This window comes from Klebsiella sp. 141153, assembly GCF_032601995.1.
In the GTDB taxonomy this organism is placed as follows: Bacteria; Pseudomonadota; Gammaproteobacteria; order Enterobacterales; family Enterobacteriaceae; genus Klebsiella; species Klebsiella aerogenes.
Window position 1 is genome coordinate 95557 of sequence record NZ_JAQIRJ010000011.1, and the last position, 13967, is coordinate 109523.

Consider the following 13967-nt stretch of genomic DNA (forward strand, 5'->3'; position numbering starts at 1 on the left):
TTACGCCAGACGCGGGTTAACTTTTTCTGCATCGATGTCGAATTTAGCAATGGCGTCAGCCACAACTTTCTTATCGATTTCACCACGTTTAGCCAGTTCGCCCAGCGCCGCAACGACCACGTAGGAAGCATCGACTTCGAAGTGGTGACGCAGGTTTTCACGGCTGTCGGAACGACCGAAGCCATCGGTACCCAGTACGCGGTAGTCATCAGCCGGTACGTAAGTACGAACCTGCTCGGCGAACAGTTTCATATAGTCAGTGGATGCCACAGCCGGAGCGTCGTTCATCACCTGAGCGATGTACGGTACGCGCGGAGTTTCCAGCGGGTGCAGCATGTTCCAGCGTTCGCAATCCTGGCCATCACGCGCCAGTTCGGTGAAGGAAGTGACGCTATACACGTCAGAACCCACGCCGTAGTCTTTCGCCAGGATCTGCGCTGCTTCACGAACGTGACGCAGGATAGAACCGGAGCCCAGCAGCTGAACTTTACCTTTGCTACCTTCGAGGGTTTCGAGTTTGTAGATACCTTTACGGATACCTTCCTCGGCGCCTTCCGGCATGGCCGGCATGTGGTAGTTTTCGTTCAGCGTAGTGATGTAGTAGTAAACGTTCTCTTGCGCTTCGCCGTACATACGAACCAGACCGTCATGCATGATGACAGCGACTTCGTACGCGTAAGACGGGTCGTAGGAAATGCAGTTCGGGATAGTCAGCGACTGAATGTGGCTGTGACCATCTTCGTGCTGCAGACCTTCGCCGTTAAGCGTAGTACGACCGGAAGTCCCGCCGATCAGGAAGCCGCGAGCCTGCTGATCGCCAGCCGCCCAGCACAGATCGCCGATACGCTGGAAGCCGAACATCGAGTAGTAGATGTAGAACGGAATCATCGGCAGGTCGTTGGTGCTGTAGGAGGTCGCAGCAGCCAGCCAGGATGCGCCTGCGCCCAGCTCGTTAATACCTTCCTGCAGAATCTGGCCTTTCTCGTCTTCTTTGTAGTATGCAACCTGCTCACGGTCCTGCGGGGTGTACTGCTGGCCGTTCGGGCTGTAGATACCGATTTGACGGAACAGACCTTCCATACCGAAAGTACGCGCTTCATCGGCGATGATCGGCACCAGACGATCTTTGATCGACTTGTTCTTCAGCATCACGTTCAGGGCGCGAACGAAAGCGATAGTGGTAGAGATTTCTTTGTTTTGCTCTTCCAGCAGCGCGCTGAAGTCGGCCAGGGTCGGCAGCTCCAGTTTTTCAGTGAATTTCGGCTGACGAGTCGGCAGGTAGCCGTTCAGCTTTTCACGTTGAGCGTGCAGGTAAGTGTGCTCTTCGGAACCTTCCGGGAAGGTTACGTACGGCAGTTTTTCGATATCGGCATCAGCCACCGGCACGTTGAAACGATCGCGGACGTAGCGAACGCCGTCCATGTTCATTTTCTTAACCTGGTGCGCGATGTTTTTACCTTCCGCGGTGTCGCCCATACCATAACCTTTGATGGTATGCGCCAGAATCACGGTCGGCTGGCCTTTGGTTTCCTGCGCTTTTTTCAGTGCAGCGTAGACTTTCTTCGGATCGTGGCCGCCACGGTTCAGGGCCCAGATCTGCTCGTCAGTCCAGTCGGCAACCAGTGCGGCGGTTTCCGGATATTTACCGAAGAAGTGCTCACGAACGTAGGCGCCGTCTTTGGATTTGAAGGTCTGGTAGTCGCCGTCAACGGTTTCGTTCATCAGCTGAATCAGCTTACCGCTGGTGTCTTTACGCAGCAGCTCATCCCAACGACCGCCCCAGATAACCTTGATAACGTTCCAGCCAGCACCACCGAAGATGCCTTCCAGTTCGTTAATGATTTTACCGTTACCGGTGACCGGGCCGTCCAGACGCTGCAGGTTGCAGTTGATGACGAAGACCAGGTTATCCAGTTTTTCACGGGTCGCGATGGTGATAGCGCCTTTAGATTCCGGCTCATCCATCTCGCCATCGCCCAGGAAGGCGTAAACAGTTTGCGCAGAGGTGTCTTTCAGACCACGGTGTTCCAGATATTTCAGGAATTTAGCCTGATAGATAGCGCCCAACGGCCCCAGACCCATCGATACGGTCGGGAACTGCCAGAATTCCGGCATCAGTTTCGGGTGCGGATAAGAGGACAGACCATTACCGTGAACTTCCTGACGGAAGTTGTTCATCTGCTCTTCAGTCAGACGACCTTCCAGGAAGGCACGTGCATATACGCCCGGAGAGATGTGGCCCTGGAAGTAAACCAGGTCGCCGCCGTCTTTCTCAGTGCGCGCACGGAAGAAGTGGTTGAAGCAGACTTCGTAGAAGGTAGCGGAAGACTGGTAGGATGCCATGTGGCCACCCAGTTCCAGATCTTTCTTCGATGCGCGCAGAACGGTCATGATGGCGTTCCAACGGATCGCTGAACGAATACGGCGTTCCAGCTCCAGATTGCCCGGGTATTCCGGTTCATCTTCAACGGCAATAGTGTTGACGTAATTATGCGCTGCCGCACCGGCCGCTACTTTCACGCCGCCTTTGCGGGCCTCAGAAAGAAGCTGGTCGATCAGATACTGAGCACGCTCAACACCTTCTTCACGGATGACCGATTCGATCGCCTGTTGCCAGTCGCGAGTTTCGATCGGATCCACGTCATTCTGGAAACGTTCTGACATGGGGGTATTCCTTATCTATCTAATCGTTGATTTAACTGGAACCTGTCCCATTGAACTCTTTAGTGTTTCACTCTGATGAACAACCAAAAATTCAATAAGACAGGTTCTGCGTTTAGTTGCCGCGCTCTAAAAAATGGCGCTTAAGAACCGGAGTTCTCGTCCTTTCGTTGCTGTAAACGACGCAATGAACGTTCTCTACGACTCTGTTCACGGCTACGATCCAGCAAAATTTCCTCAATGAACGCCAGGTGACGGTGCGACGCCTCACGCGCCTGCTCCGGCTCCCCGGCCATTATCGCCTCGAAAATGCGAGTACGATGGTTGCTGACCAACGGGAGCATTTCCCGGCGGGCATACAGCAATTCAAAGTTCTGACGAACGTTCTGTGCCAGCATCGGCTCCATACACCTTAGCAGATGGAGCAACACCACATTGTGCGCCGCTTCGGTGACGGCGATTTGGTACTGGACGACAGCGCCGGATTCGGCGTCGAGGTCGCCGGACTGTTGGGCCCGCTCAATGGCTTGATGCAGTTCGCGAATACGGTCGCGATCTTCATCATTGCTGCGCAGCGCCGCGTAATAAGCCGCGATGCCTTCCAGCGCGTGACGGGTTTCCAGCAAATCGAATTGGGATTCAGGGTGGTCGGACAGGAGCTCGACCAACGGGTCGCTAAAGCTCTGCCACAGGCTGCTTTGTACAAAGGTTCCACCGCCCTGGCGACGAAGCAACAGGCCCTTGGCTTCGAGGCGTTGAATCGCCTCACGGAGCGAGGGACGGGAAACGTCGAACTGTTTTGCCAGTTCGCGTTCAGGCGGGAGTTTTTCACCGGGGCGCAACGTCCCCTCAAGAATCAGAAACTCCAGCTGCTGCTCTATCACATCAGAAAGTTTTGGTTGGCGGATCTTGCTGTAGGCCATATTCCCTGTCTCTGCCATTCGCCCGGAGTCAATTGGTCTTACCAATTTAAAGTTCGTAGCGCTAAAGTAACAAAGTATTCACCTCCTGTCCATACAGGTTTTGATTGAAATCAGTAAACCTGGCCTTTTTTAACAACCTTACAGAAATAACGTTTCAGAAATGTAACCTTGCACAAAACTTACATTTACCCAGCAAGGGGTAGCATTAACTTTATATAAACGAAAAATTACGCTTTCTGAACCGATTCAAGAAGCAAAAAAGTGCATTTATAAACCAATAAAGTGAATAGATAACCAATTAAGGGTAGCGGCGGCGGTGGTAAGAAAAAATGACAAACGGTGTCTTTTTGTTCGTTCCGTCATCATCCCTTCATAAAGCAGGTGCATTCGCACGCCCTTACCATTATTCTTCATCAGGCGAAAGGTCTTTGAGGGAATTTCCGCTTTTCTTTCCGTAAAGAAATCAATACAAAAATGGAATTTCATAATTACACAAACACAACAATGTGTGCGTTGCGTCACTCGGGTAAAAACTGGCCTCAAACGCCTTGAAATTAGCTAACTATGCTATTTGGCAGAGACGGACAGCAAAGCAGCAACCTGAAGGATGAAGCGTATAAACATAATAACCACACACGAGGTTTCATGATGGAAGGTCAACAGCATGGCGATCGACTCAAGCGCGGCTTGAAGAACCGCCATATACAGCTCATTGCGCTAGGAGGCGCTATCGGTACGGGCTTATTCCTGGGTAGTGCGTCAGTGATTCAATCTGCAGGTCCTGGTATTATTCTCGGCTATGCTATCGCCGGGTTTATCGCCTTCCTGATCATGCGTCAACTCGGCGAAATGGTCGTCGAAGAACCGGTAGCCGGTTCATTCAGCCATTTTGCGTATAAGTACTGGGGCGGCTTTGCAGGCTTTGCCTCCGGTTGGAACTATTGGGTGCTGTATGTGCTTGTCGCCATGGCGGAGCTGACCGCCGTCGGCAAATATATCCAGTTCTGGTGGCCGGAAATCCCTACCTGGGCTTCGGCAGCAGTCTTCTTCATCGCCATTAACGCCATTAACCTGACCAACGTAAAAGTGTTCGGCGAAATGGAATTCTGGTTCGCGATTATTAAAGTCGTCGCGGTAGTGGCCATGATTCTGTTCGGCGCCTGGCTGCTGTTCAGCGGCAACGGCGGCCCGCAGGCGACGGTCAGTAACCTGTGGGATCAGGGCGGTTTCCTGCCGCACGGCTTCACCGGGCTGGTAATGATGATGGCGATCATTATGTTCTCCTTCGGCGGCCTGGAACTGGTGGGTATCACCGCGGCGGAAGCGGACAACCCGGAAAAGAGCATCCCGAAAGCCACCAACCAGGTTATCTACCGTATCCTTATTTTCTATGTAGGCTCCCTGGCCGTGCTGCTCTCACTGCTGCCGTGGACGCGCGTCACCGCCGATACCAGCCCGTTCGTCCTGATCTTCCACGAACTCGGCGACACGCTGGTGGCAAACGCCCTCAACATCGTGGTGCTGACCGCCGCGCTCTCGGTTTACAACAGCTGCGTATACTGTAACAGCCGTATGCTGTTCGGCCTGGCGCAGCAGGGTAATGCGCCGAAAGCGCTGCTGACCCTCGATAAACGCGGCGTACCGGTCAACACCATTATGGTATCCGCCGTAGTCACCGCGCTGTGCGTGCTGATCAACTACCTGGCGCCGGAATCGGCGTTCGGACTGCTGATGGCGCTGGTTGTCTCCGCGCTAGTGATTAACTGGGCGATGATTAGCCTCGCGCACATCAAATTCCGTCGCGCCAAGCAGCAGGAAGGCGTGAAAACACGTTTCCCGGCGCTGTTCTACCCGTTGGGTAACTGGGTATGCCTGCTGTTTATGGTCGCGGTACTGGCCATCATGCTGATGACCCCGGGGATGGCGATTTCGGTGTGGCTGATACCGGTATGGATTGCCGTTCTCGGCGTTGGCTATCTGTTTAAACAGAAAAGCGCCGGCGTCGTAAAAGCACAATAATACATCTCGTCACGCCGTGTCCGTCCTTTAGCGACGGGCACGGCGCATTGTTATCTGCTTCACACTTTCCTTCCTGTAACAGTTTTATCCATATCGATGACGGATTACTGCAACGTAATTCCCGACGCTAAGACCAATAATTCTCTCCAGACTGCAATGGAGAGTTCCAGGATGACAGGCAATAAACTTTCGCTGAAAGAAAAGATTGGCTACGGGATGGGCGATGCCGGATGTAACATTATCTTTGGCGCCATCATGTTGTTCGTTAACTATTTTTATACGGATATTTTTGGTCTTGCCCCGGCGCTGGTTGGGGTGTTGCTGCTTTCGGTGCGAGTCATCGACGCCGTCACCGACCCGATCATGGGGGCGATGGCCGACCGCACTCGCAGTAAATATGGCCGCTTTCGCCCATGGCTGCTGTGGATGGCTTTCCCCTACGCCCTGTTCAGCGTGCTGATGTTCACCACCCCGGAATGGACCTACAACAGCAAGGTTATCTATGCCTTCGTCACCTACTTCCTGCTGTCGATAACCTATACCGCGATTAACATCCCCTACTGCTCTTTGGGGACGGTGATGACATCCGACCCGCAAGAACGTGTCGCCTGCCAGTCATACCGCTTTGTGCTGGTCGGTATCGCGACGCTTCTGCTCTCGCTGACTCTGCTGCCTATGGCGGAGTGGTTCGGCGGCGCTGATAAAGCTAAAGGTTATCAAATGGCGATGACCGTATTGGCGTTCATCGGCATGTGTATGTTTTTGTTCTGCTTCGCCACTGTACGCGAGCGCATCCGCCCGGCGGTCCAAACCAACGACGAGCTGAAAAAAGATCTCAAGGACGTGTGGAAAAACGACCAGTGGGTTCGCATTTTGCTCTTAACCCTGTGCAACGTTTGCCCCGGCTTTATCCGCATGGCCGCCACCATGTACTACGTCACCTGGGTGATGGGGCAAACTACCCACTTCGCCACCCTGTTTATCAGCCTTGGCGTGGTCGGCATGATGATCGGCAGCATGCTGGCGAAAGTGCTGACTGACCGCTGGTGTAAACTGCAGGTCTTTTTCTGGACCAACATTGTACTGGCGGTCTTCTCCTGCGCATTCTACTTCTTTAATCCGCATGCCACGACGCTGATTCTGGCACTCTACTTCCTGCTCAATATCCTGCATCAAATCCCGTCGCCGCTGCACTGGTCGCTGATGTCCGACGTTGATGACTACGGCGAGTGGAAAACCGGTAAACGGATCACCGGCATCAGCTTCTCCGGCAATCTGTTCTTCCTGAAAGTGGGGCTGGCGGTCGCCGGGGCCATGGTGGGTTTCCTGCTGTCGTGGTACGGCTACGATGCCGGCGCGAAGCAGCAAAGCGCCTCGGCGCTGAATGGTATCGTGCTGCTGTTCTCTGTGATCCCCGGCGTTGGCTACCTGATTACCGCAGGCGTCGTACGCCTGCTGAAAGTTGACCGCAATCTGATGCGCCAAATCCAGAGCGATCTGGAAAAACGCCGCAGTAACTACAGCGAACTGAATGAACTCCAGGAATTGAAAACCAGTGAACACGTAAGGAAAGCCTGATGAACAACTGGCCTAACCCCTTTATTGAACAACGCGCGGACCCTTTTATTCTGCGCCATCAAGACCACTACTATTTTATTGCCTCCGTACCGGAATACGATCGGCTGGAGATCCGCCGCGCCGCTACGCTGGAAGGCCTGCGTGAAGCCGAGCCGGTGACCGTCTGGCGCAAGCCGCAAAGCGGTCCGATGAGCCAGCTGATCTGGGCACCGGAGCTCCACCACATCGACGGCAAGTGGTATATCTATTTCGCCGCCGCCCCGACCCATGACCTCGACGCCCAGGGGATGTTCCAGCACCGGATGTTCGCCCTTGAGTGTACCGACAGCGATCCGCTCAGCGGCCGCTGGCAGGAAAAAGGACAAATCGTCACCCCGTTCGATACCTTCGCCCTCGACGCCACCACCTTCTGCCATCAAGGGAAACGCTGGTATTTATGGGCGCAGAAAGACCCGCAGATCGCCGGCAATACCAATCTCTATCTGGCGGAGCTGGAAAACCCGTGGACGCTAAAAGGCGCGCCGCTCATGCTGAGCAAGCCGGAGTTCGCCTGGGAATGCCGGGGATTTATGGTCAATGAGGGGCCTGCGGTGCTGGTACACGGCGATAAGCTGTTTATCAGCTATTCCGCCAGCGCGACCGATGAAAACTACTGCATGGGATTATTATGGATCGACCGTGAAGCCGACCCGCTGGTGGCTGAAAACTGGCATAAATCCCCACAGCCGGTATTTCGTACCAGCTATGAAAACCGCCAGTATGGTCCCGGCCATAATAGCTTTACGCAAACGCCGGAGGGGGAAGATGTGCTGGTGTACCACGCGCGCAACTACACCGAAATCGAAGGCGACCCGCTGTACGATCCTAACCGTCACACCCGGCTAAAGCTGGTACGCTGGCAAGAAAACGGGATGCCCGATTTCGGCATCCCGCCTGCTGATACGCTGTAGAGAATGAACAGCAAGCCGTCCGGGATCCAACGCCACCGCTGGGATTTTCCCTGCTTGCGCTGCGCTTAGCAGGGCTACCGCTTCTGGCTTACCGGGCCGCGGACCGTAGGCCGGATAAGCGCAGCGCCATCCGGCGACATGAGTGCGCCAAGCCCGGCAGCGCCTGGCTTCGGGCTGTTAAATCAAAGTCCCGTAGATGGTCAGCAGCGCCATAATCACCACCACCACCAGCGAAGTTTTCTTCGCCATGGAAACCGCCGCTTTTGGCGTCTCAACCGCATCAACGTGCGGCTCGCGGGCCAGCGAGAACTGGGCCAGACGAGTTAATACCTGATACTGTGAAGAGTGACGGTCGCCTAACGAGGCAAACCACGCCGGCAGCGCTTTTTCGCCGTGACCCAGCAGCGCGTATACCACGCCAACCAGGCGCACCGGCACCCAATCGATAATATGCAGAATACCGTCAATGCCGGACTGTAAACGATGGCGCGGCGTCTGATAGCGCGCAAGCCAGGTCTGCCAGGCGCGCAGGACGCTATAGGCCGTCAGCGTCAATAACCCCCACGGGCCGCCGACCACCAGCCAGAACAGCGGCGCGAGATAGTAGCGATAGTTGATCCATAGCAGCGCGTTCTGCAGTTCACGAAGATACTCCTGGCGATCGCAGCCCGGCGGCACGCCGTGAATAAGCGTTAGCTCGCTGGCCATCGAATCGCAGGCGTGGCTATCGTTGTTCGCCGCCGCCTTCAGATAGGCATGATAATGCAGGCGCACCTTACCCGCGCCAATACACAGCAGGCCAAGCAAAATCCAGAACACCAGCAGCGGTACGTTAAATAGCTGCCCTTGTAGCAGGCGTTGAATAACATATACCACCGCCACCGCGACGACGGTCATCAGCACGGTGCCGAACAGCGAGAAATGCTTCACGCGGCGGAACAGTACCTCCAGGCGATGATCGAGCTGCCAGTGCTCGCCAAGCTTGAACAGACGCTCGGCGATGAGAACCAGCAGCGTAGTAAACAACGTCATGGTATCTCCTTATGTGACGATGCGGCCAACATACCGCGGTATTTTGCCCAATCAAAGGCCGGGCCGGGATCCGTTTTGCGTACCGGCGCGATATCGCAATGGCCGGTAATATTATCAGCAATACCAGGATAACGCTGGATAAGCGCCCGGGTAATCGCCGCTAGCTGCTGGTACTGCGCCTCGGTGTAGGCCTGAGTATCCGTCCCTTCCAGCTCAATGCCTATCGAAAAATCATTGCAGCGCTCGCGGCCGTGATAGCTTGAGACGCCCGCATGCCATGCGCGCTTATCAAAGGGCACATATTGGACTATTTCGCCATCGCGGCGAATCAGACAATGCGCCGAAACGCGCAGATGAGCAATCCCGGCGAAGTAAGGATGCGCGTCGGCATCCAACGTACCGGTAAATAGCGCGTCAATCCACGGGCCGCCAAACTCCCCCGGCGGCAGGCTGATATTGTGTACCACCAGTAAAGAAGGGTTTTCATCGTCCGGACGGCAATCGTGATGCGGCGAAGGCACCCGACGCGCGCCCACCAGCCATCCGCCATTCAACTGCATGGGGAATCTCCTTTCGCAAACGTGGATCCCGGCGGCCCCACAGGCGACGCGAAATCCATTGGGTATGTGTGGTACAGAAACGTGGTTCAGGTTAGCATGTTTCCCACTTCTGAATCTTATCTATCTGGAGCTTTATCATGACGCCTCGTCGCTACAGCCCCGACCGCCGCCGTGACGCGCTGCTGGAACGTATTAATCTCGATATTACCGACGCCGTCGCGCAATCACTACGCGAAGATCTGGGCGGCGAAGTTGACGCTAACAACGATATTAGCGCGCAATTATTGCCGTCGGACGCGCGCTCTCACGCCGTCGTCATCACCCGCGAAGATGGGGTATTCTGCGGTAAGCGTTGGGTAGAAGAAGTTTTCATTCAGCTTGCCGGCGACGATGTCAGCATCACCTGGCACGTGGCTGACGGCGATACGGTTAAAGCCGATCAGCCGCTGTTCGAACTGGATGGCCCGTCGCGGGTGCTGCTGACCGGCGAGCGCACCGCGCTAAATTTCGTGCAGACCCTCTCTGGGGTAGCAAGCGAAGTGCGCCGCTACGTCGACCTGCTCAAAGGCACCAAAACGCAGCTGCTTGATACGCGTAAAACGTTACCAGGCCTGCGTACCGCGCTGAAGTATGCGGTGCTGTGCGGCGGCGGCGCGAACCACCGTCTGGGCCTCTTTGACGCTTTCCTGATCAAAGAAAACCACATCATTGCCTCCGGTTCGGTACGCCAGGCGGTGGAAAAAGCCTTCTGGCTGCATCCGGACGTACCGGTGGAAGTCGAAGTCGAAACGCTGGATGAGCTGGACGAAGCGTTAAAAGCCGGCGCTGATATCATCATGCTCGACAATTTCACCACCGACCTGATGCGCGAGGCGGTGAAACGTACCAACGGCCAGGCGGCGCTGGAAGTCTCCGGCAACGTCACCTTCGATACCATTCGCGAATTCGCGGAAACCGGCGTTGACTATATTTCCGTCGGCGCACTCACTAAGCACGTGCGGGCGCTCGACCTGTCCATGCGTTTTCGTTAATTCTCTACCCGATATCCACCGGGTATCGGGGCTATTTTTGCGAGACGCCTCGCACGCTTCGCATGCATCTTTGAAAGCACTACCGAAAAGCTGGATGCCTGCATCCTAAGCGTATTTTTCCTCCTCGCCGCCGCAACGTAATCGCGCCAAAGTCACCCCACAACCAACAAGGAGTGACTTATGGATAAGCAACGTGGTTTTACCCTGATCGAATTAATGGTGGTTATCGGCATTATCGCCATCCTCAGCGCCATCGGCATTCCCGCCTACCAGAACTACCTACGCAAAGCCGCCCTCACCGATATGCTGCAAACCTTTGTGCCCTACCGTACGGCAATAGAACTGTGCGCGTTGGACCACGGCGGACTAACCAGCTGCGATGGCGGCAGCAACGGTATTCCCTCGCCGTCGACTACCCGCTATGTATCGGCGATGAGCGTCGCCCAGGGCGTGGTCACCCTGACCGGGCAGGAGAGTCTGAACGGACTGGCCGTCACCCTGACCCCTTCCTGGGATAATGCCAACGGCATCACCGGCTGGCAGCGCGTCTGCGCCATCGGCGATGACAGCGCGCTAAAGCAGGCCTGCGAAGATGTCTTCCGCTTTAACTGAGGTGACAGCCATGAAAAGCGAACAGCTACTCTCACTCTGTCAGCGCCATCACGCCATTTTATTGAAGAGCGATGAGCAGACCATCGTTATCGCCGTCGTGGATACGCCGGCGCCAGAACTGATGGAAGCGCTGCGCTTCGCTACCCAAAAGCGTATCGATATTGAATGCTGGAGCCAGGATCGAATGGATAAGCATCAGCACGAGGCGCAACAGTCAGCATCAGAGTCCGCCACGGGTAACACCCGGGGCGTAACCGATCTGCTGAATCAAATTCTGGAGCAGGCGCTGCGCCAGCGTGCCTCTGATATTCATATTGAGCCGGCGGAAAAACAGCTGCGGATACGCCTGCGTGTCGATGGCGTGTTGCATGCCCTGCCGTTACTTGAGGCCGCGCTGGCTGCGCCAATGGCCGCACGGCTTAAGGTGCTGGGCAACCTCGATATTGCCGAGCATCGTCTACCGCAGGATGGACAGTTCACTCTGACGCTGGCCGGGCGCACGGTCTCCTTTCGCATTGCAACCCTCCCCTGCCGCGGCGGGGAGAAAATCGTCCTGCGTTTATTACACCAGGTGGAGCAGGCGCTGGATCTGGAAGCTCTGGGGCTCTCCTCTCGTCAGCTTGCTTTTTTCCGCGCCGCATTGAACCAGCCGCAGGGGTTGCTACTGGTTACCGGGCCGACAGGTAGCGGCAAAACCGTCACCCTGTATAGCGCGCTGCAGGCGCGGAATCGCGAAGAGGTTAATATCTGCAGCGTGGAAGATCCGCTGGAGATCCCGCTAATCGGTCTCAACCAAACGCAGATCAATCCGCGATCCGGCCTCACCTTTCAGAGCGTCCTGCGGGCGCTACTGCGTCAGGATCCGGACATCGTCATGGTCGGAGAAATTCGCGATGCCGAGACCGCGGAAATCGCCATTAAGGCCGCACAAACCGGGCATCTGGTGCTCTCTACATTACATACTAACTCCACCAGCGAAACGTTGATTCGCCTGCAACAAATGGGCGTGGCGCGCTGGATGATCTCCTCAGCGCTTTCGCTGGTGGTCGCCCAGCGGCTGGTGCGAAAACTGTGTCCCCACTGCCGGCGCGATGGCGGCCGCCCTACCGAAGTGCCGCACAGTCTTTGGCCACGCCCATTGCCCGGCTGGCTGGCGGTTGGCTGTCCGCAGTGCTACCACGGTTACTACGGCCGCCTGGCCTTATTCGAACTGCTGCCGGTGGATAGCGCGCTACGCGAGGCCATTAATCGCGATCTCAGCGCGGCGGAAATCGAAACGCTGGCCCGCGAAGCTGGCATGATGACGCTGTTTGAAAGCGGCTGTGACGCGGTGGAGCGCGGGTTGACCAGCCTGGAAGAAGTCGTGCGCGTTCTGGGGATCCCACATGGCGACTAAGCAGCTTTGGCAGTGGCGCGGGATGGATAAGCAAGGAATGCCGTGCGAAGGGGCACTCTGGCAAGAGACGCGCGCACAGGCGCTGGCATCACTGGAACAGCAGCGGATACTGCTGCTGGCGCTGCGGCGCCAAACGGTACAGGGTTCACTGTGGCGTCCGCGCTATAGCTGCGAGATTATCCGCCAGCTTGCCACGCTGCTGCAGGCTGGCTTACCGTTGGCCGAAGGGCTGGAGCTGCTGGCCCAACAACAGCCGTACAAACAGTGGCAGGCGCTGCTGCGAATGCTGGCGCAGGAACTGGCGCAGGGTGTTTCTCTCTCCAGCGCCCTGACGCAATGGCCGCGGGTCTTTCCGCCGCTCTATCTGGCGATGATCCGCACCGGCGAGCTCACCGGTAAGCTGGAACGCTGCTGCTTTCAGCTCGCGCTACAGCAGCAGGAACAGCAGCGTCTGACAAAAAAGGTAAAGAAGGCGCTGCGCTACCCAATGGTGATTCTGACTTTGGCGCTGGCGGTGGTCATGGCAATGTTGTTTTTCGTGCTGCCGGAATTCACCGCTATCTATCGGACCTTCAATACACCGCTCCCCTTGCTGACGCAAATGGTCATTCACATCGGCGATGCGTTGGCCCGCTACTGGCCGTTGCTGCCGCCGCTTTTTGCTATTCCGCTATTTCTCAACCGACTGGCCCGGCATCGGCCACGCTGGCTGCTGTTAAGGCAAAAGTTACTACACGCGATTCCGATTGCCGGTCGGCTAATCAACGGCCAACAGCTGAGCCAGATATTTACCATTCTTTCACTGACCCAAAGCGCGGGCATCAGCTTTGTACAAGGGCTGGAGAGCGTGGAGGAAACCATGGGGTGCCCGCTGTGGCGGCAGCGGATTGCACAGGCGCGCGCAGATATCATCCACGGCCAACCAATCTGGCAGGCGCTAACGAATTGCGGCGGATTCACCTTACTGTGTCTGCAGCTCATTCGTACCGGCGAGGCATCGGGAGCGCTGGATACGATGCTCGATAACCTGGCGCGCCATCATAGCGAGCAAACTCATCAACAGGCGGATAATCTGGCGACGCTGCTGGAGCCATTACTGCTGGCGGTGACCGGAACGATCGTTGGCGTACTGGTGGTAGCGATGTATCTCCCCATTTTTCATTTGGGAGACGCGCTCGGCGGGATGGGAAGTTAATGGCTGGCGC

Annotated in this window: 11 protein-coding genes; 7 read left to right on the forward strand and 4 right to left on the reverse strand. The window is 56.1% G+C overall.

What is annotated here, in order from left to right:
- Together aceE and pdhR are read right to left on the reverse strand one after the other, a co-directional pair.
- Entirely contained in the window at positions 1–2664 is a 2664-nt protein-coding gene (gene aceE / locus PGS10_RS19800) for a pyruvate dehydrogenase (acetyl-transferring), homodimeric type (protein WP_015368222.1), read from the reverse strand.
- A 140-nt stretch (positions 2665–2804) separates the two neighbouring features.
- Positions 2805–3584, reverse strand: coding sequence for a pyruvate dehydrogenase complex transcriptional repressor PdhR (gene pdhR / locus PGS10_RS19805; RefSeq protein WP_015368223.1), 780 nt, complete (start codon positions 3582–3584; stop codon positions 2805–2807).
- Positions 3585–4229: 645 nt separating this feature from the next.
- Here pdhR and aroP point away from each other — a divergent pair.
- From aroP to PGS10_RS19820, 3 genes are all read left to right on the forward strand, one after another.
- Positions 4230–5603, forward strand: a complete 1374-nt coding sequence (aroP, locus tag PGS10_RS19810; protein ID WP_161801884.1) for an aromatic amino acid transporter AroP — start codon at positions 4230–4232, stop codon at positions 5601–5603.
- A gap of 171 nt (positions 5604–5774) precedes the next feature.
- Entirely contained in the window at positions 5775–7181 is a 1407-nt protein-coding gene (locus PGS10_RS19815) for a glycoside-pentoside-hexuronide (GPH):cation symporter (protein ID WP_015704413.1), read from the forward strand.
- A complete protein-coding gene (locus PGS10_RS19820) occupies positions 7181–8131 on the forward strand; it encodes a glycoside hydrolase family 43 protein (RefSeq protein ID WP_316423374.1) in 951 nt (316 codons plus the stop codon). Before PGS10_RS19815 ends, PGS10_RS19820 begins: the two co-directional genes overlap by 1 nt.
- A gap of 177 nt (positions 8132–8308) precedes the next feature.
- Here the strand turns inward: PGS10_RS19820 and ampE are convergent, their stop codons facing one another.
- Both ampE and ampD read right to left on the reverse strand, forming a co-directional pair.
- Positions 8309–9163, reverse strand: a complete 855-nt coding sequence (gene ampE / locus PGS10_RS19825) for a beta-lactamase regulator AmpE (protein WP_047050168.1) — start codon at positions 9161–9163, stop codon at positions 8309–8311.
- A complete protein-coding gene (ampD, locus tag PGS10_RS19830; RefSeq protein WP_047042669.1) occupies positions 9160–9723 on the reverse strand; it encodes a 1,6-anhydro-N-acetylmuramyl-L-alanine amidase AmpD in 564 nt (187 codons plus the stop codon). Before ampD ends, ampE begins: the two co-directional genes overlap by 4 nt.
- A gap of 137 nt (positions 9724–9860) precedes the next feature.
- On the opposite strand from ampD, the gene nadC reads away from it, so the two are divergent.
- The 4 genes from nadC to hofC all read left to right on the forward strand — a co-directional run bounded on the left by nadC (position 9861) and on the right by hofC (position 13957).
- Positions 9861–10754, forward strand: a complete 894-nt coding sequence (gene nadC, locus PGS10_RS19835) for a carboxylating nicotinate-nucleotide diphosphorylase (RefSeq protein WP_015368230.1) — start codon at positions 9861–9863, stop codon at positions 10752–10754.
- A gap of 180 nt (positions 10755–10934) precedes the next feature.
- Positions 10935–11366, forward strand: a complete 432-nt coding sequence (gene ppdD, locus PGS10_RS19840) for a prepilin peptidase-dependent pilin (RefSeq protein WP_020079603.1) — start codon at positions 10935–10937, stop codon at positions 11364–11366.
- Between the two features lie 10 nt (positions 11367–11376).
- Positions 11377–12762, forward strand: a complete 1386-nt coding sequence (gene gspE / locus PGS10_RS19845; protein WP_316423375.1) for a type II secretion system protein GspE — start codon at positions 11377–11379, stop codon at positions 12760–12762.
- The gene (gene hofC / locus PGS10_RS19850; protein ID WP_047078138.1) at positions 12752–13957 is read left to right on the forward strand and encodes a protein transport protein HofC; all 1206 of its coding nucleotides are present in this window, start codon (positions 12752–12754) and stop codon (positions 13955–13957) included. The genes gspE and hofC overlap by 11 nt, the downstream gene beginning before the upstream one ends.
- Positions 13958–13967: the final 10 nt, after the last annotated feature.